Source organism: Streptomyces sp. NPDC047108 (genome assembly GCF_040643575.1).
In the GTDB taxonomy this organism is placed as follows: Bacteria; Actinomycetota; Actinomycetes; order Streptomycetales; family Streptomycetaceae; genus Streptomyces.
Genome location: NZ_JBEYUP010000005.1, coordinates 279,650 through 304,910, shown reverse-complemented (window position 1 = coordinate 304,910; position 25,261 = coordinate 279,650). Strand labels below are relative to the sequence as shown.

At 71.2% G+C, this 25,261-nt stretch carries 26 protein-coding genes; 20 read left to right on the top strand and 6 right to left on the bottom strand.

The window, feature by feature from the left end:
• Window positions 1-123: 123 nt before the first annotated feature.
• Together ABZ822_RS14370 and ABZ822_RS14365 are read left to right on the top strand one after the other, a co-directional pair.
• Complete coding sequence (locus ABZ822_RS14370) at window positions 124-1,275, top strand: ferrochelatase (protein ID WP_360852209.1); 1,152 nt, start codon at window positions 124-126, stop codon at window positions 1,273-1,275.
• Window positions 1,272-2,072 (top strand): inositol monophosphatase family protein, encoded by an 801-nt coding sequence (locus ABZ822_RS14365; protein ID WP_360852206.1) that lies wholly within the window; start codon window positions 1,272-1,274, stop codon window positions 2,070-2,072. Before ABZ822_RS14370 ends, ABZ822_RS14365 begins: the two co-directional genes overlap by 4 nt.
• 136 nt (window positions 2,073-2,208) lie before the next feature.
• Here the strand turns inward: ABZ822_RS14365 and ABZ822_RS14360 are convergent, their stop codons facing one another.
• Window positions 2,209-2,382, bottom strand: a complete 174-nt coding sequence (locus ABZ822_RS14360; RefSeq protein ID WP_360852203.1) for a hypothetical protein — start codon at window positions 2,380-2,382, stop codon at window positions 2,209-2,211.
• Between the two features lie 295 nt (window positions 2,383-2,677).
• On the opposite strand from ABZ822_RS14360, the gene ABZ822_RS14355 reads away from it, so the two are divergent.
• The 4 genes from ABZ822_RS14355 (at window position 2,678) to ABZ822_RS14340 (ending at window position 6,086) form a co-directional block, all read left to right on the top strand.
• Window positions 2,678-3,331 carry a response regulator transcription factor gene (locus ABZ822_RS14355; RefSeq protein WP_360852200.1) on the top strand — a complete coding sequence of 218 codons (654 nt, stop codon included), beginning with the start codon at window positions 2,678-2,680 and terminating at the stop codon, window positions 3,329-3,331.
• A 3-nt stretch (window positions 3,332-3,334) separates the two neighbouring features.
• Window positions 3,335-4,576: a HAMP domain-containing sensor histidine kinase gene (locus ABZ822_RS14350; RefSeq protein ID WP_360852197.1), complete on the top strand. Its 1,242-nt coding sequence runs from the start codon at window positions 3,335-3,337 to the stop codon at window positions 4,574-4,576.
• A gap of 391 nt (window positions 4,577-4,967) precedes the next feature.
• Window positions 4,968-5,267: a DUF4193 domain-containing protein gene (locus ABZ822_RS14345; protein ID WP_360852194.1), complete on the top strand. Its 300-nt coding sequence runs from the start codon at window positions 4,968-4,970 to the stop codon at window positions 5,265-5,267.
• 126 nt (window positions 5,268-5,393) lie between these two features.
• Window positions 5,394-6,086, top strand: a complete 693-nt coding sequence (locus ABZ822_RS14340; protein ID WP_360852191.1) for a hypothetical protein — start codon at window positions 5,394-5,396, stop codon at window positions 6,084-6,086.
• A gap of 66 nt (window positions 6,087-6,152) precedes the next feature.
• Here ABZ822_RS14340 and ABZ822_RS14335 read toward each other — a convergent pair whose 3' ends face one another.
• The gene (locus tag ABZ822_RS14335; RefSeq protein ID WP_360852189.1) at window positions 6,153-6,596 is read right to left on the bottom strand and encodes a DUF3093 domain-containing protein; all 444 of its coding nucleotides are present in this window, start codon (window positions 6,594-6,596) and stop codon (window positions 6,153-6,155) included.
• A gap of 59 nt (window positions 6,597-6,655) precedes the next feature.
• Between ABZ822_RS14335 and ABZ822_RS14330 the strand changes: the two genes are divergently transcribed.
• From ABZ822_RS14330 to ABZ822_RS14320, 3 genes are read left to right on the top strand one after another with little or no spacing between them, the layout of a single operon-like run.
• The gene (locus ABZ822_RS14330) at window positions 6,656-7,240 is read left to right on the top strand and encodes a PaaI family thioesterase (RefSeq protein ID WP_360852186.1); all 585 of its coding nucleotides are present in this window, start codon (window positions 6,656-6,658) and stop codon (window positions 7,238-7,240) included.
• Complete coding sequence (gene dut / locus ABZ822_RS14325) at window positions 7,237-7,752, top strand: dUTP diphosphatase (protein ID WP_360852183.1); 516 nt, start codon at window positions 7,237-7,239, stop codon at window positions 7,750-7,752. The genes ABZ822_RS14330 and dut overlap by 4 nt, the downstream gene beginning before the upstream one ends.
• Before the next feature lies 1 nt (window position 7,753).
• On the top strand, window positions 7,754-8,539 hold the full coding sequence (locus ABZ822_RS14320) for a DUF3710 domain-containing protein (RefSeq protein WP_360852180.1): 786 nt from the start codon (window positions 7,754-7,756) through the stop codon (window positions 8,537-8,539).
• Between the two features lie 324 nt (window positions 8,540-8,863).
• Here ABZ822_RS14320 and ABZ822_RS14315 read toward each other — a convergent pair whose 3' ends face one another.
• A complete protein-coding gene (locus ABZ822_RS14315) occupies window positions 8,864-9,397 on the bottom strand; it encodes a GNAT family N-acetyltransferase (protein WP_360852177.1) in 534 nt (177 codons plus the stop codon).
• Between the two features lie 242 nt (window positions 9,398-9,639).
• Between ABZ822_RS14315 and ABZ822_RS14310 the strand changes: the two genes are divergently transcribed.
• The 4 genes from ABZ822_RS14310 (at window position 9,640) to ABZ822_RS14295 (ending at window position 14,315) form a co-directional block, all read left to right on the top strand.
• Window positions 9,640-12,183 (top strand): DUF4118 domain-containing protein, encoded by a 2,544-nt coding sequence (locus ABZ822_RS14310; protein ID WP_360852174.1) that lies wholly within the window; start codon window positions 9,640-9,642, stop codon window positions 12,181-12,183.
• Window positions 12,184-12,261: 78 nt separating this feature from the next.
• Window positions 12,262-12,945 carry a response regulator gene (locus ABZ822_RS14305; RefSeq protein ID WP_360852171.1) on the top strand — a complete coding sequence of 228 codons (684 nt, stop codon included), beginning with the start codon at window positions 12,262-12,264 and terminating at the stop codon, window positions 12,943-12,945.
• Window positions 12,946-13,130: 185 nt separating this feature from the next.
• On the top strand, window positions 13,131-13,529 hold the full coding sequence (locus ABZ822_RS14300) for an OB-fold nucleic acid binding domain-containing protein (RefSeq protein ID WP_360852168.1): 399 nt from the start codon (window positions 13,131-13,133) through the stop codon (window positions 13,527-13,529).
• A 3-nt stretch (window positions 13,530-13,532) separates the two neighbouring features.
• Window positions 13,533-14,315, top strand: a complete 783-nt coding sequence (locus ABZ822_RS14295; protein WP_360852165.1) for a DUF3159 domain-containing protein — start codon at window positions 13,533-13,535, stop codon at window positions 14,313-14,315.
• Between the two features lie 85 nt (window positions 14,316-14,400).
• Here ABZ822_RS14295 and ABZ822_RS14290 read toward each other — a convergent pair whose 3' ends face one another.
• Entirely contained in the window at window positions 14,401-15,072 is a 672-nt protein-coding gene (locus ABZ822_RS14290) for a TrkA family potassium uptake protein (protein ID WP_360852162.1), read from the bottom strand.
• Window positions 15,069-15,737, bottom strand: a complete 669-nt coding sequence (locus tag ABZ822_RS14285; protein WP_360852159.1) for a TrkA family potassium uptake protein — start codon at window positions 15,735-15,737, stop codon at window positions 15,069-15,071. The genes ABZ822_RS14290 and ABZ822_RS14285 overlap by 4 nt, the downstream gene beginning before the upstream one ends.
• A 184-nt stretch (window positions 15,738-15,921) precedes the next feature.
• Between ABZ822_RS14285 and ABZ822_RS14280 the strand changes: the two genes are divergently transcribed.
• The 6 genes from ABZ822_RS14280 (at window position 15,922) to ABZ822_RS14255 (ending at window position 23,586) form a co-directional block, all read left to right on the top strand.
• On the top strand, window positions 15,922-18,012 hold the full coding sequence (locus tag ABZ822_RS14280) for an APC family permease (RefSeq protein ID WP_360852156.1): 2,091 nt from the start codon (window positions 15,922-15,924) through the stop codon (window positions 18,010-18,012).
• Window positions 18,013-18,172: 160 nt separating this feature from the next.
• A complete protein-coding gene (locus tag ABZ822_RS14275; protein WP_360852154.1) occupies window positions 18,173-19,510 on the top strand; it encodes a class I SAM-dependent RNA methyltransferase in 1,338 nt (445 codons plus the stop codon).
• 644 nt (window positions 19,511-20,154) lie between these two features.
• Window positions 20,155-21,210 carry a beta family protein gene (locus tag ABZ822_RS14270; protein WP_360852151.1) on the top strand — a complete coding sequence of 352 codons (1,056 nt, stop codon included), beginning with the start codon at window positions 20,155-20,157 and terminating at the stop codon, window positions 21,208-21,210.
• Window positions 21,211-21,486: 276 nt separating this feature from the next.
• Entirely contained in the window at window positions 21,487-21,666 is a 180-nt protein-coding gene (locus ABZ822_RS14265) for a hypothetical protein (RefSeq protein ID WP_360852148.1), read from the top strand.
• Between the two features lie 90 nt (window positions 21,667-21,756).
• Window positions 21,757-22,632: an SDR family oxidoreductase gene (locus ABZ822_RS14260; protein WP_360852145.1), complete on the top strand. Its 876-nt coding sequence runs from the start codon at window positions 21,757-21,759 to the stop codon at window positions 22,630-22,632.
• A 255-nt stretch (window positions 22,633-22,887) separates the two neighbouring features.
• Window positions 22,888-23,586: an SDR family oxidoreductase gene (locus tag ABZ822_RS14255; RefSeq protein ID WP_360852142.1), complete on the top strand. Its 699-nt coding sequence runs from the start codon at window positions 22,888-22,890 to the stop codon at window positions 23,584-23,586.
• 141 nt (window positions 23,587-23,727) lie between these two features.
• Here ABZ822_RS14255 and ABZ822_RS14250 read toward each other — a convergent pair whose 3' ends face one another.
• Window positions 23,728-24,474, bottom strand: coding sequence for a LuxR C-terminal-related transcriptional regulator (locus tag ABZ822_RS14250; protein WP_360852139.1), 747 nt, complete (start codon window positions 24,472-24,474; stop codon window positions 23,728-23,730).
• Window positions 24,475-24,775: 301 nt separating this feature from the next.
• On the opposite strand from ABZ822_RS14250, the gene ABZ822_RS14245 reads away from it, so the two are divergent.
• Window positions 24,776-24,982 carry a hypothetical protein gene (locus ABZ822_RS14245; RefSeq protein ID WP_360852136.1) on the top strand — a complete coding sequence of 69 codons (207 nt, stop codon included), beginning with the start codon at window positions 24,776-24,778 and terminating at the stop codon, window positions 24,980-24,982.
• Window positions 24,983-25,261: the final 279 nt, after the last annotated feature.

Here is a 25,261-nt window from a genome sequence, read left to right as displayed (position 1 = left end):
TTACGGGTGAAGGGGGGCCCCGGCGCCAGGCGATTTCCGGGCGGGCTCCCGCGCCGCCGTGTCCTGGCCCCGCGCCCGGGGCGCGCGTCCCCGGGCCCCGGTGAGGGTGGCAGGATCGAGGACATGCCCGAACAACCGGCCCACGCCCCGTACGACGCTCTGCTGCTTCTCTCCTTCGGCGGTCCCGAGGGGGAGGACGACGTGGTCCCGTTCCTGGAGAACGTCACCCGCGGCCGCGGCATCCCGCGTGAGCGCCTGGCGGAGGTGGGGCAGCACTACTTCCTCTTCGGCGGCGTGAGCCCGATCAACGCCCAGAACCGCGAGCTGCTCCACGCGCTGCGCAAGGACTTCGGCGAGCACGGCGTCGACCTGCCCGTCTACTGGGGCAACCGCAACTGGGCGCCCTATCTGACGGACACCCTGCGCGAGATGGCCGCCGACGGACGGCGGCGCATCCTGGTCTTCGCCACGAGCGCCTACGCCTCGTACTCGGGCTGCCGGCAGTACCGGGAGAACCTCGCCGACGCGCTGACCGCCCTGGAGAAGGAGGGCCTGCCGCTGCCGCGCGTGGACAAGCTGCGCCACTACTTCAACCACCCCGGCTTCGTCCGGCCGATGGTGGACGCGACGCTGGCGGCGCTCGACCGGCTGCCCGAGGACGTACGCGAGGGCGCCCATCTGGCGTTCACCACGCACTCCGTCCCGACGTCCTCCGCCGACACCTCAGGCCCGCTCGACGCCCAAGGCAAGGGCGGCGCGTACGTCGCCCAGCACCTGGACGTGGCCCGGCAGATCACCGCGGCGGTGCAGGAGGCCACCGGGACCGAGCACCCCTGGCGGCTCGTCTACCAGTCGCGCAGCGGCGCCCCCCACATCCCCTGGCTCGAGCCGGACATCTGCGACCACCTCGAGGCCCTGCACGGCTCCGGGGCCCCGGCGGCGGTGATGGTGCCGATCGGCTTCGTCTCCGACCACATGGAGGTCAAGTACGACCTCGACACCGAGGCCGCGGCCAAGGCGGAGGAGCTGGGACTGCCCGTCACGCGGGCCGCGACCGTCGGCGCCGACCCGCGCTTCGCCGCCGGGATCCGCGATCTCGTCCTGGAGCGCGCGGCCGTGGAGCAGGGGCGCGTGGTCGACCGCTGCGCGCTCGGCGCGCTCGGCGCGAGCCACGACCTCTGCCCCGTGGGCTGCTGCCCCGCCCGTGACCCGCGGCCCGCCGCCGCGGGAGGCGACAGCCCGTACCCCCGACCCCAGGAGCAGGGAGCACTGTGACCGACCCGCTGAAGAACGAACTGCTGGATCTCGCCCTCGAGGCCGCCCGCCGGGCCGGTGCCCTGCTGAGCGGGAGCCGTCCGGCCGACCTCGGGGTCGCCGCGACGAAGAGCAGCGCCATCGACGTGGTCACCGAGATGGACATAGCGTCCGAGAAACTGATCACCGGCTATCTCTCCGCGGCCCGCCCCGACGACGGCTTCCTCGGCGAGGAGGGGTCGAGCACCGAGGGCAGCAGCGGGGTGCGCTGGGTCATCGACCCCATCGACGGCACGGTCAACTACCTCTACGGACTGCCCTCCTGGGCCGTCAGCATCGCCGCGGAGATCGACGGCGAGACGGCCGTCGGCGTCGTGGAGATCCCCAGCCGCGGCGAGACCTTCTCCGCCGTCCTCGGCGGCGGCGCCCGCCTCGGGGACCGCCTCCTGGAGGCGCGCCCGTCGCCGCCCCTGGACCAGGCCCTCATCGGTACGGGCTTCGGCTACGTCGTCGAGCGCAAGCTCGGCCAGGCCGAGGTGGTGCGCCGCATCCTGCCGCAGGTCCGCGACATCCGGCGCGGAGGGTCCGCGGCGATCGACCTGTGCGACGTGGCCTGCGGTCGGCTGGACGGCTACTACGAGCGCGGGCTCAACCCGTGGGACTACGCCGCGGGTGAGCTGATCGCCCGCGAGGCGGGCGCACGCACCGGCGGCCGGCCGGGCGTGGCCCTGTCGACCGAACTGGCCGTGGCCGCCTCCCCCGGGCTCTTCGACACGCTGCAGCGGACGCTCGACGAGCTGGGCGCCTGGCACGACTGACGCGCCCGGCCCGGAACGGCAGGACCCAGAACGGCAGGACCCGGAACGGCAGGACCCGGAACGGCAGGACCCGGAACGGCGAAAGCGCCCCGGCACCTCACAGGTGCCGGGGCGCTTCCGGAAGGATCGGGGCTCGTCAGGAGGTCAGTGCGCCGACTTCCACTCCGTGCTCGGCGGCCAAGCGGTGCAGGTCGTCCAGCTCTCCCTGCTCCACCTCGGCGAGGAAGTCGTCGCCCGTCTCGCGAGCGCGCATGAGGTCGGTCTCCGTGGTTCGTATGCGCTGCAGCAGTCCTGCGGTGAACGCGTCCATGTGCGCCCCCTCGTCGTGGGTCGGTGGCACAGAGGGTGTGCCGACGGCGGGTGACCACGGGCCCGGATCCTGCGGGGGACAGCAGGATGCGCCAAGCCGCGCACGGGCTGTGATCTCGGGTGTGCCCTCGTCCTCCCCCTCTGCCACCTCAGAGAAACCTCAAGAAAGCGGGGAATCCGAATTTCTTGCTCCGCTCGCACCCCTTACCCCCGGTTTAAGGGGCTTCGAGGCAGGATGGAGACGCTCGGAAGCCGGTATCCGGCCTGACCACAGGCCCGTAGGGAAGGAACACCCCGTGCGCGTACTCGTCGTCGAGGACGAGCAACTGCTCGCCGATGCGGTGGCCACAGGACTGCGCCGGGAGGCCATGGCCGTCGACGTCGTGTACGACGGTGCCGCCGCCCAGGAGCGCATCGAGGTCAACGACTACGACGTGGTCGTGCTCGACCGCGACCTGCCGCTCGTCCACGGCGACGACGTGTGCCGCCGGATCGTGGAACTGGGCCTGCCGACCCGTGTCCTGATGCTCACCGCATCCGGTGACGTCAGCGACCGCGTCGAGGGCTTGGAGATCGGCGCCGACGACTACCTCCCGAAGCCCTTCGCCTTCACCGAGCTGACGGCGCGCGTACGGGCCCTGGGGCGCCGTACGACCGTCGCGCTCCCACCCGTGCTCGAACGCGCCGGGATCAAGCTGGACCCGAACCGGCGCGAGGTGTTCCGTGACGGCAAGGAGGTGCAGCTCGCACCCAAGGAGTTCGCGGTGCTGGAGGTGCTGATGCGCAGCGAGGGGACCGTGGTGTCGGCCGAGCAGCTCCTGGAGAAGGCCTGGGACGAGAACACCGACCCCTTCACCAACGTCGTCCGGGTCACGGTCATGACGCTGCGCCGCAAGCTCGGCGAGCCGGCCGTGATCGTCACCATCCCCGGCTCCGGCTACCGGATCTGACCCATGGCCCAGACGCCCGCACCCCCGGCCGCGCCCCCGAAACCCACCTGGGACCCGCAGCACCCCTCGCGTCCCTTCCCCTGGCTGCGGCCCACCATCCGGATACGGCTCACCCTGCTCTACGGCGGCATGTTCCTGATCGCGGGGATCCTGCTGCTCTCGATCATCTACCTGCTCGCGGCGCAGGCGCTCAACGTCGGCAACGAGCCGCTGTTCAAGCTGCTCCCGGGCAGCAAGGTCGCGCTGACCAGCAACACCTGCCCGGGCCTGAAGGCCAACATGCCAGCCGACGAGGCCAACGTCGTCCTGGACGCCTGCATGGACCACCAGAAGGAACAGGCGCTGGACGACCTGCTCCGGCGGTCCCTGCTGGCCCTGCTCGGCCTCAGCGTCGTCGCCTTCGCCTTCGGCTACGCCATGGCGGGCCGCGTCCTCTCGCCGCTCGGCCGGATCACGCGTACCGCCCGCCAGGTGGCGGCCACGGACCTGACCCGGCGGATCGAACTGGACGGCCCCGACGACGAGTTGAAGGAGCTGTCCGACACCTTCGACGAGATGCTCGACCGGCTCGCCCGGGCCTTCGACGCCCAGCGGCGCTTCGTGGCCAACGCCTCGCACGAGCTGCGCACCCCACTGGCCATCAACCGCACGCTGCTGGAGGTCCAGCTCTCCGATCCGGAGGCATCACCGGAGCTGGCTCAGCTCGGCAAGACGCTGCTGGCCACCAACGAGCGCAGCGAGCAGCTCGTCGAGGGTCTGCTGCTGCTCGCCAGGAGCGACAACGAGATCGTGGACCGCAAACCCGTGGACCTCGCGGAGGTCGCCTCACGGGCCGTGCAGCAGATCCGCGAGGAGGCCGAGACGCAGCAGGTGGCGCTCCGCGGCGTGCGCGAGCCCGTCGTCGTCCAGGGCAATGGCGTGCTTCTTGAGCGGATCGCCCTGAATCTGGTACAGAATGCCGTCCGCTACAACCACTCCGGAGGCTGGGTCGAGGTCACCACCGAGGCGCTGCCGGGACAGGCGCTGCTGGTGGTCGCGAACACGGGACCCGTGGTGCCGGCCTACGAGCTGGACAACATCTTCGAACCCTTCCGCAGGCTGCGCTCCGAGCGGACGGGGAGCGACAAGGGGGTCGGGCTGGGGCTGTCCATCGTCCGGTCGGTCGCGCGGGCCCACGGAGGCGCCATCACGGCCGAGCCGCGCGACGGAGGCGGCCTCGTGATGCGCGTCACCCTGCCGGTTTGAGTGTTCGAGGGGGTGTTCGCTTTGGGGGGATTGTTCCGAGTTATCCTCGGAGGTCTCCACGGTGGAGCGTGTGTGATCGATCACATGCACGATTTTTCGGCCATCTACACAGTGTGATCACAAGGGGTGGTGAAAGCCGGGAAAATCCGGGTTTCCCAGGGTCGTGATCACGGGAAGTACACGGGGAGGCCCTGTGTAGTGCGACAACAGGACCGTGTACGGTCCCGATCGCCATCCAAGCCGATCACCTCTTCAGGGGTGCGGTTGGGTGTCGATTGAGTAACAGACCTTGATGTGAGGCAAAATCTCCGCCTCGGGTCGGGCACAAGTCCGGCCTCTCACGCGTTACGTGCGCTGGAGACACCGCAGACACCCAGAGGGGGAGAGCGACATGGCAACGGACTACGACACCCCACGCAAGACCGATGACGACCTCAACGAGGACAGCATCGAGGAACTGAAGGCCCGGCGGAACGACAAGTCGACCTCGACCGTCGACGTCGACGAGTTCGAGCAGGCCGAAGGTCTGGAGCTGCCCGGAGCGGACCTCTCGAACGAGGAGCTGTCCGTCCGCGTGCTGCCCCGCCAGGCCGACGAGTTCACGTGCATGAGCTGCTTCCTCGTCCACCACCGCAGCCAGCTCGCCGCGGAGAAGAACGGCCAGCCGATCTGCCGCGACTGCGCGGCCTGAGAACCGGCGGCCGTGACAGGCTCCACGCCGCCCCGCAGGGGAACCTTCGGGCGGTGGCGGTCTCATCCGGACGCACGCGTCGAGCGGGGCCGGGCGGCCTCGCTCGCACATGCGGCCGGCCGTGGCATGACCAAGGGCGGACGGGGCGCCCGCCACGGTCTCTCGGTGGTCGTCGACCGGATCGTCGAGACAGCGCCGCGCATTCCGGTGCGCGACCTCGCCGCACTCCGCCGCCAGTTCCCGGGCCTCGGCCCCGAGGAGCTGGCGGACCGGCTGGTGGCCGGAGCCGTCAAGGGATCCGCGGCCGTCGGCGCGAGCGTCGGCGCGGCCGCGATGATGCCCGTACCGCCGGCGCTCCCCGCCGAGCTGGCGGCCGAGATCGTCGGTGTCGCCTCGGTCGAGCTGAAGCTCATCGCCGAGCTGCACGAGGTCTACGGCAACCGCCCGCCCGGCACCTTCACGGAACGCGGCACCGCCTACCTGGGCTCCTGGGCCGACGAGCGAGGTATCGACGTCTCCAGGCCTCTGACCGTCAATGCGGCCCTCGGGGTCCAGATGCGGCGGGAACTCCGCCAGCGTGTTCTCAAGCGCACCGTGCGCAACCTGCCGAACCTCATGCCGTTCATGATCGGCGCGGCGGTCGGCGCCATGATGAACCGGCGCGAGACCCGGAAGCTCGCCGAGAAGATCCGGGCCGACCTGCGCAAGCGCCAGGTCGCCTGGGAGGCGCTGCCTCCCGACCCCGCCCCGCTCGGGGAATTCGAGGAGCCGGGCAGCCCCAAGGCCCTCCAGGACCCGCCGAAGCCCTCCGGCGACTGACCTGCGGCCACCGCTCCTACGGGGACGGCCACTCCAAGCCCCGTACGGCCTGCGGCACGGCCCTCTCTAGGCCCGTACGGCCTGCAGCGCCGCCGCCAGACCCTCGGGGTCCCGGGTCGACAGGTACAGGTACGGCGTCGGGTCCTCCGGGTCGCTGACCTCCACCCGCAGAGCGGTGGGAATGTAGCTGCGCAGGAGCAGAAACGCCCGCGGATCGGCCTTGTGCGTGCGCCAGGCGGCCGCCTCCTCCGCGTCCAGCACCTCGGTGGCGCCCAGTGCCTCCACCGGGACCCGCGCGTCCCCCGCGACCAGTGAGCCCGCCACCACGCGGATCCGCACCGAGCCGTACGCGCTGACCGCCGCAGCCCCCAGCGCCACGCCGCCGATCAGCCCGCCCAGCATCGGCAGCAGGCCGACAGGGAGCAGGATCAGAGCCAGGGAGAGCCCGGCGAGCACCGTGACGAGCCACCAGGACCGGGGCGCGGTCAGGCGTTCTTCGTAGGACTGCATGCGCACAAGCTTGGCACGCCCTCACCGACTGTCCGCCCGCGCGGGTAGGGTCAGCACTCGTGAGTGCACCATCTGTATCGCTGAAGCCGCCGGCGGGCGCCGTCCCGCCGCAGCGGCACCCCGAGGCGCCCGCGCCCGGTGAGCTCCTCGGGTCTCACTACGACCAGTGCTTCGGCTGCGGCGGCGCCCAGCCGCACGGCCTGCATCTGGAGGCGCGTGCGGGCGAGGGCGTCAGCGTCACCGCCGAGTTCACCGTCAAGCCCGCGCACCAGGGCGCGCCCGGCCTGGCCCACGGCGGCGTCCTGGCCACCGCCCTGGACGAGACGCTGGGCTCGCTGAACTGGCTGCTGCGGGTGATCGCGGTGACCGGACGGCTGGAGACCGACTTCGTACGGCCCGTTCCCGTCGGCACGGTGCTGCATCTCGACGCGCGCGTGACGGCGCGCCACGGCCGCAAGATCTACTGCTCCGCGGTCGGCCGCATCGGAGGCCCCGACGGGCCCGTCGCCGTCCGCGCCGACGCCCTCTTCATAGAGGTCAAGGTGGACCACTTCATCGAGAACGGCCGTGACGAGGAGATCCAGGCGGCGCTCTCGGACCCGGACCAGGTGAAGGTCGCCCGCGCATTCGAGGTGAACCCGTGAGCCGTGCCCCGGTCGACGTGCTGATCCGGCGGGTGGACCCCGAGGTGCCGCTGCCCGCCTACGGTCACCCCGGCGACGCCGGTGCCGATCTCGTGACCACCGAGCCGGCCGAGCTGGCGCCGGGGGAGCGGACCGTGCTGCCGACCGGGGTGTCGATCGCCCTTCCCGACGGGTACGCGGCCTTCGTGCATCCGCGTTCCGGACTGGCCGCCCGCTGCGGTGTAGCGCTGGTGAATGCCCCTGGGACGGTCGATGCCGGGTACCGTGGAGAGATCAAGGTGATCGTGGTCAATCTGGACCCGCGGGAGACCGTACGGTTCGAGCGGTTCGACCGGGTTGCCCAACTGGTCGTCCAGCAGGTCGAGAAGGTGCGCTTCCACGAGGTGGCGGAGCTTCCCGGCTCCGCGAGGGCCGACGGGGGCTTCGGGTCCACCGGCGGTCATGCCGCTGTGGGCGGCTCCGCCGGGGGAAATGATTACGCAGCGGTCGTTGCCGACCGGGAAGGACAGTGACGTGTTCGGACGTCGTCGCAAGGACGCAGACACGGAGAGTGTCGCAGGCGCAGCCGACAGGCGGGCCGACGGCGTCGGCTCGGACGAGTTCGAGCCGGACGACGCAGCCCAGGACACCGGCGAGCACCGCCGCGTGAGCCTGCCGCCCGCACCGCGGCCCGAGGGCCCGTGGGACATCACCGAGGTCCCTGGCCCCGGCGAGGGGCGAGTCGACCTGGGAGGCATCCTCGTGCCCGGGGTCGAGGGCATGGAGCTTCGGGTCGAGGTCGCCGGTGACTCCATCGTCGCCGCGACCGTGGTGCTCAGGGACAGCGCCGTGCAGCTCCAGGCCTTCGCCGCGCCGAAGCGGGAAGGCATCTGGAGCGAGGTCCGCGCCGAGATCGCGGGCGGGATCACCCAGCAGGGCGGCGTGGTCGACGAGGTCGAAGGCCCGCTGGGCTGGGAGCTGCGCGCGCAGGTTCCCGTACAGCTGCCGGACGGCACCAACGGCGTGCAACTGGTGCGCTTCATCGGGGTCGACGGGCCGCGCTGGTTCCTGCGCGGTGTGATCTCCGGTCAGGGCGCCGTGCAGCCGCAGGCCGCCGGAGTGCTCGAGCAGATCTTCAAGGACACGGTCGTGGTGCGCGGTGAGGGGCCGATGGCCCCGCGCGACCCGATCGTGCTCAAGCTGCCGGAGGACGCCCAGATGGTCCCCGAGGGCGTGCAGCAGGACCAGGCCGAGGGCTCGCGGTTCGCGGGCGGCGTGGACCGGCTGCAGCGCGGCCCGGAGATCTCCGAGGTGCGCTGACGGCGGCACGGAACAGCCGATGCGGTGGGCCGTACTCCCGTGAGGGGTACGGCCCACCGCCTTGTGCGCAGGCAACTGCGCATCGCGCGGGGCGCGTTGACGGCTCGTGAGCGCCGACGGGGTTCCCAGTGCGCCGCACAGGTCTGCCGCTGGTGAGCGCCGACGGGGTTCCCGGCGCGCCGCATCGGTCCGCCGCTGGTGAGCGGGGCGCACGTGAACGGCCCGTGGAGCGCGCACCGTTCGGGTAACCGGCGACTCGTGGGCGCAGATCGCGCGCAGCGCCGTGCCGACCGGCACGGGGGCACTCACGGCCCGCGTACGGGCCTACCAGGCGTCCCCGTCCCGCCAGTCGCAGACCAGGACGCCCTTCGGGTCGATACGGGCGTGCACGGGCAGCACGTACAGACCGCCCTCGTCCTCCTCGGTGCGCACGATGCCCGAGGGGCTGAGCACGCACGCCGGGCCCTGCCAGAGCTGCCAGCCGCGGGCCGTGTAGAAGCCGGACACACCCTCGGCCGTGGACAGCGCCCCCAGCTCGTACGCCCCGCGCACGACGCGCTCCAGCTCCGTCATCACCGCCGCGCCGTGCCCCTGGCCGCGCCGGTCCGCGCGGACCGCGATCCCCTCCAGATAGCCGGTGCGCAGGGCGCGGCCCGCGTGCAGCAGCCGCCGCTGCACCACGGCGCCGTGCCCGATCAGCTCGTCGCCGTCCCACACCGTGGCGTGCACCCCGCCCAGGGCGTGATCCCAGTCCGTTTCGGTGAAGTCGCCGTCGAAGGCGGCGTCGAGGAGCGTCCGGATGGCCTTCAGCTCCGCGTCGCCCAACTCCGCGGTGTGCGCGGCCCGTACGTCTGTCATGCAGGTCATCCTCGCAGCCTCGGCGGCGTCGCACGAGGCCCGCCGGAAAGCCCGGGGAAGACATTCCGCTTAACGGCGTGCGGGAGCCGCGCGGCGGCCCGGACCGCCGCGTCAGGGTTGCGTCAATACGCACCCCGAGACCGCCCGACGCCCGTTTTGTCCCCCTCCCCGGTCGTACAGTCGGCAGCACGGCGGACCGGTGTCCCGGGACCCGCTCCGGCACCCGGGAAGACAATGGAGCCATGGCACGCGGCAAGCTCAGGATCTACCTCGGCGCGGCGCCGGGCGTGGGCAAGACGTACGCCATGCTGGCCGAGGCGCACCGCCGCGTGGAGCGGGGCACCGACTGCGTCGTCGCCTTCGTCGAGCACCACGGGCGCCCGCGCACCGAGGTGATGCTGCACGGTCTGGAGCACGTCCCGCGCCGTGTGCTGGAGTACCGCGGCAGCACCTTCACGGAGATGGACGTGGACGCCGTCCTCGCCCGCCGCCCGGCCGTGGCCCTCGTCGACGAGCTGGCCCACACCAACGTCCCCGGCTCCCGCAACGCCAAGCGCTGGCAGGACGTCGAGGAGTTGCTGCAAGCCGGGACCGACGTCGTCTCCACGGTCAACATCCAGCACCTGGAGTCGCTGGGCGACGTGGTCGAGACGATAACCGGCGTCCGTCAGCGCGAGACCGTGCCGGACGAGGTCGTACGCCGCGCCGACCAGATCGAGCTGGTCGACATGTCGCCCCAGGCCCTGCGCCGCCGCATGGCGCACGGCAACATCTACGCCCCCGACAAGGTCGACGCGGCCCTGTCGAACTACTTCCGGCCCGGCAACCTCACCGCCCTGCGCGAGCTGGCCCTCCTGTGGACCGCGGACCGGGTCGACGCCTACCTCCAGCAGTACCGCAGCGAGCACGACGTCTCCACGATCTGGCAGGCACGCGAGCGCATCGTCGTCGGCCTCACCGGAGGCCCCGAGGGCCGGACGCTCATCCGCCGGGCCGCGCGCATGGCGACCAAGGGCGCCGGCGGCGAGGTCCTGGCCGTCTACGTCTCCCGCAGCGACGGACTCACCTCCGCGTCCCCGAAGGAGCTGGCCGTCCAGCGCACCCTGGTCGAGGACCTCGGCGGCACCTACCACCACGTCGTCGGCGACGACATCCCCGAGGCCCTGCTCGACTTCGCCCGCGGCGTCAACGCCACCCAGATCGTGCTGGGCTCCAGCCGCCGCAAGACCTGGCAGTACGTCTTCGGCCCCGGTGTCGGCGCCACCGTGGCCCGCGAGTCCGGACCCGATCTCGACGTCCACATCGTCACCCACGGCGAGGTCGCCAAGGGCCGCGGCCTGCCCGTCGCCCGCGGGGCCCGGCTCGGCCGCTCCCGGCTCCTCGCCGGCTGGGGCGTCGGCGTCGTCGGGCCCGTCCTGCTGACGTTGCTGCTGACCAGCCTGGAACCCGGTCCCGGCCTCGCCAACGACGTCCTGCTCTTCCTCAGCCTCACCGTGGGGGCGGCCCTGCTCGGCGGTCTGCTGCCCGCCCTCGCCTCGGCCGCGGCCGGCTCCCTGCTGCTGAATTACTACTTCACGCCCCCCACCCACACCTGGACGATCGCCGACCCGGAGAACATCGTCGCCATCGCGATCTTCTTCGCCGTCGCCCTGGCCGTGGCGTCCGTCGTCGACCTCGCCGCCCGCCGCACCCACCAGGCGGCGCGGTTGCGCGCCGAGTCCGAGATCCTCTCGTTCCTCGCCGGGAGCGTGATCCGCGGCGAGACGAGCGTCGAGGCCCTCCTGGAGCGCGTCAGGGAGACCTTCGGCATGGAGTCCGTCGCCCTGCTGGAGCGGCGGAGCGAGGTCGACCCGTGGACCTGCGCGGCCTCCGTGGGCACACGGCCGCTGCTGCGGCCCGACGAGGCCGATGTGGACGTACCCGTCGGGGACACCATGGCCCTGGCGCTCAGCGGCCGCGTCCTGCCCGCCGTGGACCGCCGCGTCCTGGCCGCGTTCGCTGCCCAGGCGGCCGTCGTCCTGGACCGCCGGCGCCTGGTCGGGGAGGCCGCACGGGCCCGCGAGCTCGCCGAGGGCAACCGCATACGGACCGCGCTGCTCGCCGCCGTCTCGCACGATCTGCGCACCCCGCTCGCCGCGATCAAGGCCGCGGTGACCTCCCTGCGCTCCGACGACGTGGCCTGGTCCGAGGCGGACGAGGCCGAGCTGCTGGCCGCGATCGAGGAGGGAGCCGACCGGCTCGACCACCTCGTTGGCAACCTCCTGGACATGTCACGGCTGCAGACCGGGACCGTCACCCCGCTGATCCGCGAGGCCGACGTCGACGAGGTGGTGCCCATGGCCCTCGGCGGCGTCCCCGAGGGCAGCGTCGTCCTCGACGTCCCCGAGGACCTGCCGATGGTGTACGTGGACCCCGGCCTGCTGGAGCGCAGCGTCGCCAACATCGTCGAGAACGCCGTCAAGTACAGCCCGGACGGCGAGCCCGTCCTCGTCTCCGCCAGTGCGCTCGGGGAGCGGGTGGAGGTGCGGGTGGCCGACCGCGGCCCGGGCGTCCCCGACCCCGCGAAGGACCGGATCTTTGAACCGTTCCAGCGGTACGGCGACGTGCCGCGCGGCAGCGGCGTGGGACTGGGGCTCGCGGTGGCCCGGGGCTTCGCCGAGGCCATGGGCGGGACGCTGGCCGCCGAGGACACCCCCGGCGGCGGCATGACCATGGTGCTGAGCCTGCGGTCCGCCGACGGCAGGCCCCCGGTTGAGCCCGGCCTTCCCGCGGCGGTCACGTCGTGACGGCGGCAGCATGAGAACCCACGTCGTGGCCGGGGCCCCGGCCCGGACACGACCTCGTACGGCAGAAAGGCGGCGCCCATGACGCGGGTGCTCGTGGTGGAGGACGAGCCGCAGATCGTCCGAGCCCTGGTGATCAACCTCAAGGCACGGAAATACGAGGTGGACGCCGCCCCGGACGGCGCGACCGCCCTCCACCTGGCCGCCAACCGCCACCCCGACGTCGTGATCCTCGATCTCGGCCTGCCCGACATGGACGGCGTGGAGGTGATCAAGGGCCTGCGCGGCTGGACGCGCGTGCCGGTCCTCGTCCTCTCCGCGCGCCAGACCTCCGACGAGAAGGTCGAGGCGCTCGACGCGGGCGCCGACGACTACGTCACCAAGCCCTTCGGCATGGACGAGCTGCTGGCCCGGCTGCGGGCCGCCGTGCGCCGCGCGGAGCCCGGCGGCACGGCGGGGGACACCGCGATCGTCGAGACCGAGGGCTTCACCGTCGACCTGGCCGCGAAGAAGGTCGACCGCGGCGGGCGCGACGTCCGGCTCACCCCCACCGAGTGGCATCTGCTGGAGGTGCTCGTCCGCAACACCGGCCGCCTGGTCAGCCAGAAGCAGCTCCTCCGCGAGGTCTGGGGGCCCTCGTACGGGACCGAGACCAATTACCTGCGCGTCTACATGGCCCAGCTCCGCCGCAAGCTGGAGGACGACCCCGCGCATCCCCGGCACTTCATCACGGAGCCGGGGATGGGGTACCGCTTCGAGGCGTGAGGGCCCGGGCCCGCGGGAGGGGACCGGCTGCTCGGTCCGCGGGAGACCGTACGAGGGGGCGCGGTGGCGTGCGGGAGCCCGTGAGGGACCGTCCGCGCGGTCCGTGCGGGACGGGAAGTCGCCCACAGGGATGGCCGGTCCGCCGCGCAGTGATCGGGCGGCCCCCGCCCCGGTACGCTTCCCGTATGAGCGCTGTCCCCCGTTCCCAGAAGCCGGCAGGCCGGTTCCGGCGCATGCTCGACCGGCTGTCCTCCAGCGAGGAGGAGCTGCACGCCGACGAGCTGCAGCAGGCCGCCGAGGCCGCGGGATGCACGCGGATCTCCGACTGCGGCGACCGCCAGATCGTGAAGGTCACCGGCACCCTGCGGACGGTCACGCTGCGACCGCGGGCCGGTGTCCCCGCACTGGAGGCCGAGCTGTTCGACGGCTCGGCCGCGCTCGACGTCGTCTGGCTCGGCCGGCGCTCCATCGTGGGCATCGAGCCGGGCCGCAAGCTCATCGCATCGGGCCGGATCTCCATGAGCCACGGCCGCCGGGTGCTCTTCAACCCGAAGTACGAACTCCGACCGCTCGGACAGGAGTAGCCGGTGACCACTCCGGACAATCAGCCCGCCCAGCACGACGCGCCGCCCGCCGAGGACGGCGCGCCCGGCCACGAAAGCAGGGCCGCCACGGAGGCGGCCCTCTTCGAGGCGTTCGGCGGTGTGCGCGGGCTGGTGGAAACCACCGCGCCCGGCCTGCTCTTCGTCGCCATCTACACGGTGAACAAGGACATCCACGTCTCGGCGATCGCCGCCCTCGTGCTCGCCGTCGTGCTCGGTGTCGCCCGGCTCGTCCAGAAGGGCACGATCAAGCACGCCTTCAGCGGCGTCTTCGGGGTGGCCTTCGGTGTCGTCTTCGCGATGATGACCGGCAACGCCAAGGACTTCTACCTGCCCGGCATGTTCTACACGCTGGGGCTCGGGGTGGCCTACATCGCGACCGCGATCGCCGGCGTCCCGCTGCTCGGCCTGATCCTCGGGCCGGTGTTCAAGGAGAACATGTCCTGGCGGAAGCGGAACCCGGGGCGCAAGCGGGCCTACACCAAGGCGAGCTGGGCCTGGGGTCTGATCCTCCTCGGCAAGTCGGCGATCCTCTTCCCGCTCTACCTGTGGGCGGACGCGACCAAGTTCGGCTGGGTGCTCGTCGCGCTGAAGATCCCGCCGTTCCTGCTGGCCGTCTATCTGACCTGGATCTTCCTCGCCAAGGCGCCGCCGCCCATCGACGTCTTCGCCGAGATGGAGGCGAAGGAGAAGGCCGAGGAGGAGGCGGAGCAGGCGGAGAAGGACCGGCTGGACAAGGAGCGCTCCGGCGCTCCGGCCGCCGACTGACCGCCGCCGCTGTGCGTACGGCGCGGGGCCCGGGAACCACCAAGGTTCCCGGGCCCCGCGCCGTACGTGCCGTGACGCCGTGCGGCTACTGGACCTCCTGCCGCACCGACAGCAGGTCCTCGAGCTGCTCCTCGCGCGCCTGCGCGGCGACGAACAGCAGCTCGTCCCCGGCCTCCAGCGAGTCCTCGCGGTTCGGCGTGAGGACCCGGTTGCCGCGGATGATCGTGACCAGCGAGGTGTCCTCGGGCCAGTCCACGTCCCCCACCCGCGTCCCGGCCAGCGCCGACTCCGGCGGCAGGGTCAGCTCGACCAGGTTCGCGTCGCCGTGGCTGAAGCGCAGCAGCCGTACGAGGTCGCCCACGCTCACCGCCTCCTCCACCAGCGCCGACATCAGACGCGGCGTGGACACGGCGACGTCGACGCCCCAGGACTCGTTGAACAGCCACTCGTTCTTCGGGTTGTTCACACGGGCCACAACGCGCGGTACGCCGTACTCCGTCTTGGCCAGCAGGGAGACGACCAGGTTCACCTTGTCGTCACCTGTGGCCGCGATGACCACGTTGCAGCGCTGCAGTGCCGCCTCGTCGAGCGAGGTGATCTCGCAGGCGTCGGCCAGCAGCCACTCGGCCTGCGGCACGCGCTCGACCGAGATCGCGGTCGGCGCCTTGTCGATGAGCAGGACCTCGTGCCCGTTCTCCAGCAGCTCGCCGGCGATCGAGCGCCCCACGGCGCCCGCGCCCGCAATGGCGACCCTCATCCCTGCGCCTCCTCGGGGCCCTCGGCGAACGCGGCCTCGACCTTCTCGACCTCGTCCGCCCGCATCATCACGTGCACGAGGTCGCCCTCCTGCAGGACCGTCTGCGACGTCGGCAGCATCGCCTCGCCCAGCCGGGTGAGGAACGCGACGCGTACGCCCGTCTCCTCCTGCAGCTTGCTGACCTTCTCGCCGACCCAGGCCGGGGAGGCGTGGATCTCCGCGAGCTGGACCCGGCCGCTCGGGTCGCGCCACAGCGTCTCGGCGCCGGACGGCAGCAGCCGCCGCAGCATCTGGTCGGCGGTCCACCGCACCGTGGCCACGGTCGGGATGCCGAGGCGCTGGTAGACCTCGGCGCGGCGCGGATCGTAGATGCGCGCCGCCACGTTCTCCACTCCGAACATCTCGCGGGCCACGCGGGCGGCGATGATGTTGGAGTTGTCGCCGCTGCTGACCGCGGCGAAGGCACCGGCCTCCTCGATACCCGCTTCGCGCAGGGTGTCCTGGTCGAAGCCGACCCCGGTCACCCGGCGTCCGCCGAACCCCGAGCCGAGACGACGGAAGGCCGTGGGGTCCTGGTCGACGACGGCGACCGTGTGCCCCTGCTGCTCAAGGGTCTGGGCCAAAGCGGAGCCCACCCGGCCGCAACCCATGATCACGATGTGCATGAGGCCTCTACCCCGCACCTTCCCCTAGAGCTGTGACCTGCGCAAACACCGTCCATCTCCTTCCGGGTCGCGGGTGGCGGCAACTCATCGCCGGTGCCGTCGCCGGTAACGCTACCCGCGAACCCGTGAAGTGCGCCCATGGGCGGCTGGGCTCCGGAGGGAGCGACGGCTTACGATCCTCTGCGTGTCCAAACTGACCGACCTGCCCAAGCGGATTCTCATCGGCAGGGCCCTGCGGAGCACGCAACTGGGGGAGACGCTCCTCCCCAAGCGGATCGCGCTGCCCGTCTTCGCCTCCGACCCGCTGTCGTCCGTGGCGTACGCGCCCGGCGAGGTGCTGCTCGTCCTCTCCGTCGCGGGAGTGTCGGCGTACAGCTTCAGCCCGTGGATCGCCGTCGCGGTCGTCGTGCTGATGTTCACGGTCGTCGCCTCGTACCGGCAGAACGTGCACGCCTACCCCAGCGGCGGCGGCGACTACGAGGTCGCCAACACCAACCTCGGCCCCAGGGCAGGTCTGACGGTCGCCAGCGCGCTGCTGGTCGACTACGTCCTCACCGTCGCCGTGTCGATCTCCTCCGGCGTGGAGAACCTCGGTTCGGCGATCCCGTTCTTCGTCGAGCACAAGGTGTTCTGCGCGATCGGCATGATCGTGCTGCTGACGCTGATGAACCTGCGCGGGGTCAAGGAGTCCGGGAAGCTCTTCGCGATCCCCACCTACATATTCGTGGCGGGCGTCTTCATCATGATCGCCTGGGGCGCGTACCGCTCCTTCGTCCTCGGCGACGACATGAACGCACCCACCGCGGGCTTCGAGATCAAGGCCGAGCACACCGGCATCGCCGGCTTCGCGCTCATCTTCCTGCTGCTGCGGGCCTTCTCCTCCGGCTGTGCGGCGCTCACCGGCGTCGAGGCGATCAGCAACGGCGTCCCGGCCTTCCGCAAGCCCAAGAGCCGCAACGCGGCCACCACGCTGCTGCTCATGGGCGGCCTCGCCGTCACGATGTTCTGCGGCATCATCGGCCTCGCCATGGCGACCGACGTCAAGATGGCGGAGAACCCGGCACACGATCTGCTGAACAACGGCACGCCCGTCGGGTCCGGCTACGTCCAGAACCCCGTCATCTCGCAGGTCGCCGCCGCGGTCTTCGGCGACGGCACGTTCTTCTTCATCCTGCTCGCCGCGGCCACCGCGCTGGTGCTGTTCCTCGCGGCCAACACCGCGTACAACGGCTTCCCGCTGCTCGGCTCGATCCTCGCCCAGGACCGCTACCTGCCGCGCCAGCTCCACACCCGCGGCGACCGGCTCGCCTTCTCCAACGGCATCGTGCTGCTGGCCGGCGCCGCCGTGCTGCTGGTGTGGCTGTACGGCGCCGACTCGACCCGGCTGATCCAGCTCTACATCGTCGGCGTCTTCGTGTCGTTCACGCTCAGCCAGACCGGCATGGTCCGGCACTGGAACCGGCACCTGCGGGCCGAGAGCGACCCCGCCAAGCGCCGTCACATGATCCGCTCCCGCGCCATCAACACCTTCGGTGCCTTCTTCACCGGCCTGGTGCTGGTGGTCGTCCTCGTCACCAAGTTCACCCACGGCGCCTGGGTCGCGTTGCTCGGCATGGTCATCTTCTACGTGACGATGTCCGCGATCCGGCGCCACTACGACCGGGTGGCCGAGGAGATCTCCGCACCCGACGAGCCCGGCGACGAGGCGGTGCGCCCCTCGCGCGTGCACTCCATCGTCCTGGTCTCCAAGGTCCACCGGCCGACACTGCGAGCCCTGGCCTACGCCAAGCTGATGCGCTCGGGCAGCCTCGAGGCGCTCACCATCAACGTCGACCCGGCCGAGACGAAGGCGCTCCGCGAGGAGTGGGAGCGGCGCGGTATCGACGTACCGCTGAAGGTCCTCGACTCGCCCTACCGCGAGATCACCCGCCCCGTGATCGACTACGTGAAACGGCTGCGGCGCGAGAGCCCGCGGGACGCGGTCAGCGTCTACATCCCGGAGTACGTGGTCGGCCGCTGGTACGAGCACCTGCTGCACAACCAGAGCGCGCTGCGGCTCAAGGGGCGGCTGCTGTTCACCCCGGGTGTGATGGTGACGTCGGTGCCGTACCAGCTGGAGTCCTCGGAGCTGGCCAAGCAGCGGGCGCGCAAGCGCGAGGCGTGGAACGCGCCGGGCTCGGTGCGCCGCGGCCCGGTGGGCCCGCCGACGCAGCGCGACAAGTCGGGGAACGGCGGGAACTCGGCGAACGGCGGGAAGGCCGCCACGAGCAAGTAGAGCCGCTTGATGGAGAACCGCGACCGTCCGTCCGCGGGACGGGGCTCACGCCCGGCCGACGTAGACTGGACGGCTGCTGTTCCCGTCGGCCGGTCCGCGACCGACGCCTGAACCGGCACCGCCCATACCCCGTCCCACCCCGCACAGGAGCGCCCCCGCCGTGTCGACTGATTCCGCCGATTCCTCCCCGTCCCTGGTCGGCGAGGAGTACGAGGTCGAGGTGGGGCCCGTCGCGCACGGCGGGCACTGCATCGCCCGCACCCCGGAGGGGCAGGTACTGTTCGTCCGGCACACCCTCCCCGGCGAGCGCGTCGTCGCCCGCGTGACCGAGGGCCGGGAGGACTCGCGCTTCCTGCGCGCGGACGCGGTCGAGGTGCGGGAGGCATCGCCGGACCGGGTCGAGGCCCCGTGCCCGTTCGCGGGACCCGGGAAGTGCGGCGGCTGCGACTGGCAGCACGCGGCTCCGGGCGCGCAGCGCCGACTCAAAGTCGGGGTCATCACCGAGCAGTTGGAGCGTCTGGCCGGGCTGAGCCCGGAGGATGCGGGCTGGGACGGCACGGTCGAGCCCGCGCCCGGCGACAAGGTCGCCAAGGGCGAGGTCCCGGCCTGGCGGACGCGCGTGCAGTACGCGGTGGACGCCGAGGGCCACGCCGGGCTGCGCAAGCATCGCTCCCACGAGGTGCAGCCGGTCGACCGCTGCCTCATCGCGGCGCCCGGCGTCACCGAACTGGGCGTGGAGAAGAGGGAGTGGCCGCAGATCGCGGGCGTCGAGGCCATCGCGGCCACGGGTTCGCACGACCGGCAGGTCATCCTCACCCCCGCGCCCGGCGGACGGCTGCCGATCGTCGAGCTGGACCGGCCGGTGTCGGTGATGCGCGTGGACGAGAAGGCCGGCGGAGTGCACCGCGTCCACGGGCGCCCCTTCGTGCGGGAGCGCGCCAACGGCCGTACGTGGCGCGTGGGTTCGGGAGGCTTCTGGCAGGTCCACCCGAAGGCCGCCGAGCTGCTGGTCGAGGCCGTGATGCAGGGGCTGATGCCGCGCAAGGGCGACATGGCGCTCGATCTGTACTGCGGGGTGGGGCTGTTCGCGGGGGCACTGGCCGAACGCGTCGGCGAGAAGGGCGCCGTGCTCGGCATCGAGTCCGGCAAGCGCGCCGCGGCGGACGCCCGGCACAACCTGGAGGACCTGGAGCGGGTCCGCATCGAGCACGGCAAGGTCGAGTCGGTCCTGCCGCGCACGGGCATCACCGAAGCGGACCTGATCGTCCTGGACCCGCCCCGCGCGGGCGCCGGCAAGCAGACGGTCACCCACATCGCGGGCCTGGGCCCGCGCCGCATCGCCTACGTGGCCTGCGACCCGGCGGCGCTGGCGCGCGACCTCTCGTACTTCGCGGCCGCGGGCTACAAGCCGCGCAAGCTGCGGGCGTTCGACCTGTTCCCGATGACGCACCATGTGGAGTGTGTGGCGGTGCTGGAGCGCGCCGCGAAGGGTTCCTGAACCTGAGGTTTCGTGCGTGGGCGGCACGGATGTTCAGGCCGGACCGTCTGGTTGCCCGTCACCTCGGCCTGGCCGTCCTCAAGGAGTGGGGCGTGTCCGCACGCATCGTCCTTCAGTGGTCGCAAGTCCAACTACGGAGTGGCTGCTGGTCTGCCGGTCGCCCTCTGATGGCTGGACATTCTCGCGGGCCCAGGGTGGCGGCCCTTCTGTGGAACCCGCGAGGCCCCGGGGGACCGCTGCCAGCCGTCCACGCCTGACATGCGACCCGACCGCCGGCTGCCGATGACCCGGCCCTGCCGCCGGTTCATGAACGGTGACCACGGGGAGTCCTGCACGGTCAGAGGGACTACCCGCTGGTCACGTCCACGCCCACGTGGAACGGCCCAGCGGCCGCGCCAGGTCGGCGGGCTGGTCCGCGCTCGGTGAACGATCCCGAAGCGCGCCGCTGAATTCCTCTCGGTCTGCACATCGTTCACTTGGAGCGTTCGTCCATCGAGCATCACGAAGCGCGCTGCGTCACACCGTCACCAGGCATGTGAACACATCGGCCATGCAGGCCGAATTCGCTCTCTTTTCACGTGCTTCGAGGTGAACGGACCCTGGTGGGAAGGGATGCGCACGGACGGTGCCGAGGGGGAGCCGCGATGTCCGGACCGCTCTATGTTCCCGTTCTGCCGGCCCGGCCGCACGCGGCCGCGGCCTGTCGGCTGCTGTGGCCGGACGTCCGGGCTGCCATCAGGCCGTTGTGGAACCTGCCGCCGTTGCCCGGAGTGACCCCGAAGTCGCTGGCCACGCTGGTCGGCAAGTACGTTGATCCGGTGAGCGCCGTGAGCCGTCACGGCGGATGGCTCGACGCTCCCTTCGGCGAGGACGCCCAGACCGCCGACCTCGCCGAAGCGCTGTCCGTCTACTGCGAGTTGGGACCGTTCCGTCCGGTCACTGGACCGGAGCGGAACGAGGCCCAGCAGATGGTGACGGTGGAGACGGCTCGGCGCTGCTCGCGCGGACTGGGCGTCCGGGTGCGGGTCACGGGTGAGTGGGGCGATGCCCTCGCGGAGGACGTCCGAGGCCTTCTGGCCCGAACGGGTCCTGAGGTGCCCGTGGATCTGCTGCTCGACATGGGCGCGGTCCTCGACACCCGGCCCGACGCCGGCAAGGAGGCGCTGCGTGCTCTCGACGCGCTGATGCCCTTGGTGGTCTGGCGGAGCGCTGCTCTGCTCGGAGGGGCCTGGCCCCGGGTCACCGCGGACATGCTGGAGGAAGGATCGTGTGAGCAGTCGCGGGCGGAGTGGCGCATGTGGCACGAAGTGCGTGCGACGAGCAGTGCCTATGCTCCGCTGCTCGGTTACGGCGACTACGGGGTGCAGCCCCCGAGCGCCCTCGCGCAGGCCCCGGCACCCGGGAGGAGCGGCGGCCCGCCGTGGGGCGTGCTCCGCTACACCACCGACAGCTCGTACCTCCTGTTCAAGACGCTGACTCGGGGGCCCGACCGGATCGCCGTCAACCGCTGCGCGGCCGGCCGGATCATCGAGCTGCCCGAGTTCCGGGGAGCGGGGGCCGGACGGGCCGAGGAGTGGCTGACCGGCTGCGCGCACGGTCCGCTTTCGACCGGAGAGGGCATGGGCAGGCCCAAGGAGTGGCTGCAGGCGGGAAACCTCCAGCACATGACGTACGTCGTACGGAGCTTGCCCGGTGACTGAGCGGGCCGCCGGATACGGCCTCGCGAGCCCGGCCGCCCGGCCGGCCATTCAGCCGAACAGCGGCACCGGCGCTGTCTCGCCCACAAGGATCCGTCAGGCGGGCACCGCACCGTCCGGCTCACGGGACGAGGTTCGTGCCGTGGCCTCCGGAGGGCAGTCCGGTGAGCAGATCGGATCGCGCGTGAGCCAGCCTAAGGTGCCTTGCCGGTTCGTCCGACGAGCGGTGGGGGCCGGGGTTTCAAAGTGCTTGACCGGAGGCAAGCGTTTTCTCACCGGGTGCGGGAAGCACGCCTCGCCGAGGTGTGGACCGGGTTCGTTCATCACGGCCGTGTTTTCGCCGACGTCGGTGAACAACAGGTCCACCGGGTGGCCGCCGACCGGTACGGCCCGCTCCCGATCGGTGATGCCCTGTCCGGCCAAGTGTCGCTGCGGGTGGTCGCGTTCCTCCCGCGGTAGGGCGGCCGTCGTGTCTCGAAGCCGTCAGCAGTGGATCAGTGGGTTCTAGGATCGGACGCGCCGTGTGATCCCGAAGGAGCAGGAACTGCCGTGGCGGACAGTCGAGTTGTCATCGTGACCGGTGGAGGTACGGGCATCGGGGAGGCCACTGCCCGGCTGCTGCGTGAGGGTGGTCACCATGTGGTCGTCTCCGGTCGGCGGAGCGAGCCGTTGCGACGGCTCGAACGGGAGACCGGGGCACTCGCGGTTCCGGCCGATGTGGGGGACCCCGAGGCCGCCGACCAGCTCGTCCGAGCCGCCCTGACCGCGCACGGACGACTCGACGGGCTCGTGCTCAACGCCGGCATCGGCCGCGGTGGGACGGTTGGCGACTTGTCCCTGGACGACTGGGACGAGGTGATGCGCACCAACGTCACCGGCCCGCTGCTGCTCCTGCGCGCCTCGATCCCGCACTTGCTGGAGGCGCGCGGCGCCGTGGTCGCTGTCGCTTCGGTGGCCGCGCTGCGCAACGGCACGAGCAACGCCCCGTACGCCACGTCCAAGGCTGCCCTGCTCCAGCTCTGCCGTTCTGTCGCCGTCGACTACGGGCGTCAGGGGGTGCGGGCCAACATCGTGTGTCCGAGCTGGGTGAGGAGCGAGATGGCCGACCGCCGTATGGCGCGCTTCGCCGCTGAGGCGGACCTGCGGGGAGGTGACGTGGAGGCCGCCTACGAGGAGGCGACCGGGCACCTTCCCCTGGGCCGGCCGGGGGAGCCGCGTGAGATCGCTGAGGCGGTCGGCTGGCTGCTGTCCCCGGCAGCGTCGTACGTGAACGGTGCCGTGCTCACCGTCGATGGCGGCGCGACGGCTCTGGACCCCGGGACACTCGCGTTCGACTTCCATGTCGCGCCACGCCGCGACGACGTCTCACACCCGGCATCACCCCCGCTCGGCGACAGCACGCCGACTCCGTCACAAGATCTCTGACGACGTATTAGCATCGAGGACACGAGCGACCGGCCGACCTCCGGTGGCCTGCCCCGGGGGACTTCTTCAACTGCCCTTGCTGTCAGCCCCGTTCGTTCATCACCCCGTCCCGGTATCGGCGGCAACCAGGCAACCAGGAGTTTCAACCAGGGGTTTCAACCAGGCGTGGGTCGATGTCCCGCGCCGGCCCCGCGCTCGTCGTCACCCGGAAGCCTGGCCGGCCGCCGGTGCCCGCCATCAATGAGGAGGCCGTCCATGGAACCCGTCACGCTGATCACCGGCGGTTCGAGCGGAATCGGTGCCGCCACCGCCCGTGCCCTGATCAAGCAGGGCCACCGCGTGGCCGTCACCGGCCGCGACGCCGATCGGCTGGCTGCCTTCGCCGCTTCCGCAGGGGCGGGGGAGAGGCTGCTGACGCTCGCCGGCGACACCAGCGACGAGAGCGATGTCGCCTCCGCCGTGCGTCAGGTCGTGGATACGTGGGGCCGGTTGGACACGGTCGTCGCGAACGCCGGGTTCTCCCTGCCCGGCACCCTGGAGGACCACGCCCCCGAGGCGATGCGCGCCATGGTCCTCACCAACGTCCTCGGCCCGGCCCTGCTGGTGCAGAAGACACTCCCGCACCTCAGGGAGTCCAAGGGCCGGATCGTGATCGTCGGTTCGGTCGCCGGCGTCAGGAACACGCCCGGCAACCTGTACTCGGTCACCAAGTGGGCCGCTCACGCCCTGGCCGAGAACACCCGGCTCCTGGCCGCCAAGGACGGCGTCGGTGTCACCGTTGTCGCCCCCGGGGTCGTGGACACCCCGTTCTGGGACGAGCGCGGCGGATGCCCCGAGACGACGCCGTCGCTGACCGCCGAGCAGATCGCGGAGGCGATCCTCTTCGCCGTCAACCAGCCCGTGGGCGTGCACATCAACCACCTCACCATGCGTCCGGCAGGCCAAGTCGGCTGATCTCGCGCACCGTGTGGTCACCAGGCCCACGTATGCGAGCCCTACCGGGACCCGGTTGGCCAGAGGTTGTCAGGGAGATGCGCGGGCGACGGGGCACTCGGTCTCGTCGCCCGGCCACCTGCGGCTACCGGCAGAACGCCGTCACCGCACGAGAGTTGTTTCGTGCCTTCCCAGCAGGTAGCCCATCTGCAGCCGGTTCCGTGCGCCCAGCTCCTGCTTCATGGACGCGATGTGCGTCTGGAGCGACCGCTCGCTGATACCGAGCCGCCGGGCTATCTGCTTGTCCGAGTAGCCCTCGACCAGCAGGCGTTTGATCGACTCGCGGATGGCGGGGATGACCTCGTCCGCCGCCTTGGCCGCGTGGTGCGGGACGAAGGGGAAAGGCTGCGCCCGGTCCCACGACCTGTTGAACGTGTCGCGGAGGAACCGCACGACGGCCGGCTCCCTCACCGCGGCCGCGGACGTGCGGTCCTCGTTCGTGGCGATGAAGGCGACGTCGTCCACGATGACGAGGCGGTCGAAGAATTCATCGAGCGTACGGACCGACACCCCGTGTTTTGCGACCTCGCGCACGTATTCCTTCGTCGCCTCGTCGAAACGCGTGCTGTGCTGATAGAGCGTCCGCATGGCGACACCTGCGGATATCTGGCGCCGCACGCTCTCCAGGGCCTCTTTGAGGACCCCGCTCGGACGGGAACCGTCAGGCTGCGCGGTCAGGATTTCCCGCTTCGCTCCGGAGAGAGCTTCGTCGATGGCCCGAGCGATATCGGGTAAGCCGTGGATGTAGCGGATGTCCGAGTGCCGGCCGTTGGCTGCGGGCAACGCACCACTCAGCCGGCTGACGTGTTCATCGGTGAGTCGGCTCAGGTCCACCAGGTGTTCGGCCATTCCGCGGAAGAACTTCTCCGGCTCCGTCGGGCAGTCCGGCGGGGCGACAAGATGACGGTGTCTTTGGGGTTTTTCGCCCCGCTCCGAGCCGTTTGCGATCTTCACTTATCCCCCGCAGTGTCCGTTTTACTCAGGTATGGACGATGTGGTTTTCGGTACTGCAGAAACCCGAACCATCCTAGCGCTTTGCCTGCCGGGGGCAGCCGCGAAATATTGAGGGCACCGTAGATCTCTGGGGGGAGAGATCTGGTGCCAAGTCTCCTTCCAGTTGCACAGCAAACTGCACGAGGAGCTTGGTTTCATGCTGCAGGAACTCCCAGTGTTCACCCGTGCCGCTCGTTCCGCTTTCCGTGGAGACGTCGTCGGCGCAGTGGTCGCGTTAACCCTCGGGCTCGGCGCGTGGCAGGTGGCCATGGCCGGAGCGCCCGCAGTGGTGAGCACCGGCTTCAGCACGTTCTTCGCCAACGACGTCGGCTGGAACGGCGCAAAGCCCGGCATCGCGTCCTGATCGCACGTCACATGGCGCGAAAGGGTCGGTCCGTGACGGCCCGATCGGCCACCTGCCGAGCGGCTGTCACCGGGGGCGAACCCGCCTCACGCAGACGCCGACCGTTCATCGCGCCGACCGCCGCGGTCTTTCCCGCTGCTGATGTGACGGCGCGGAAAGGCGCGACGGCCGAAGCGCCAGGAATTGAGGATGAGCCTCGATCGTCCATCCGTACTCTGCCCCGGGATCAGTTGTGCGTAGGCCCGACTTGAGGTGAGCGGCCACGAGCCGATGTCCCAC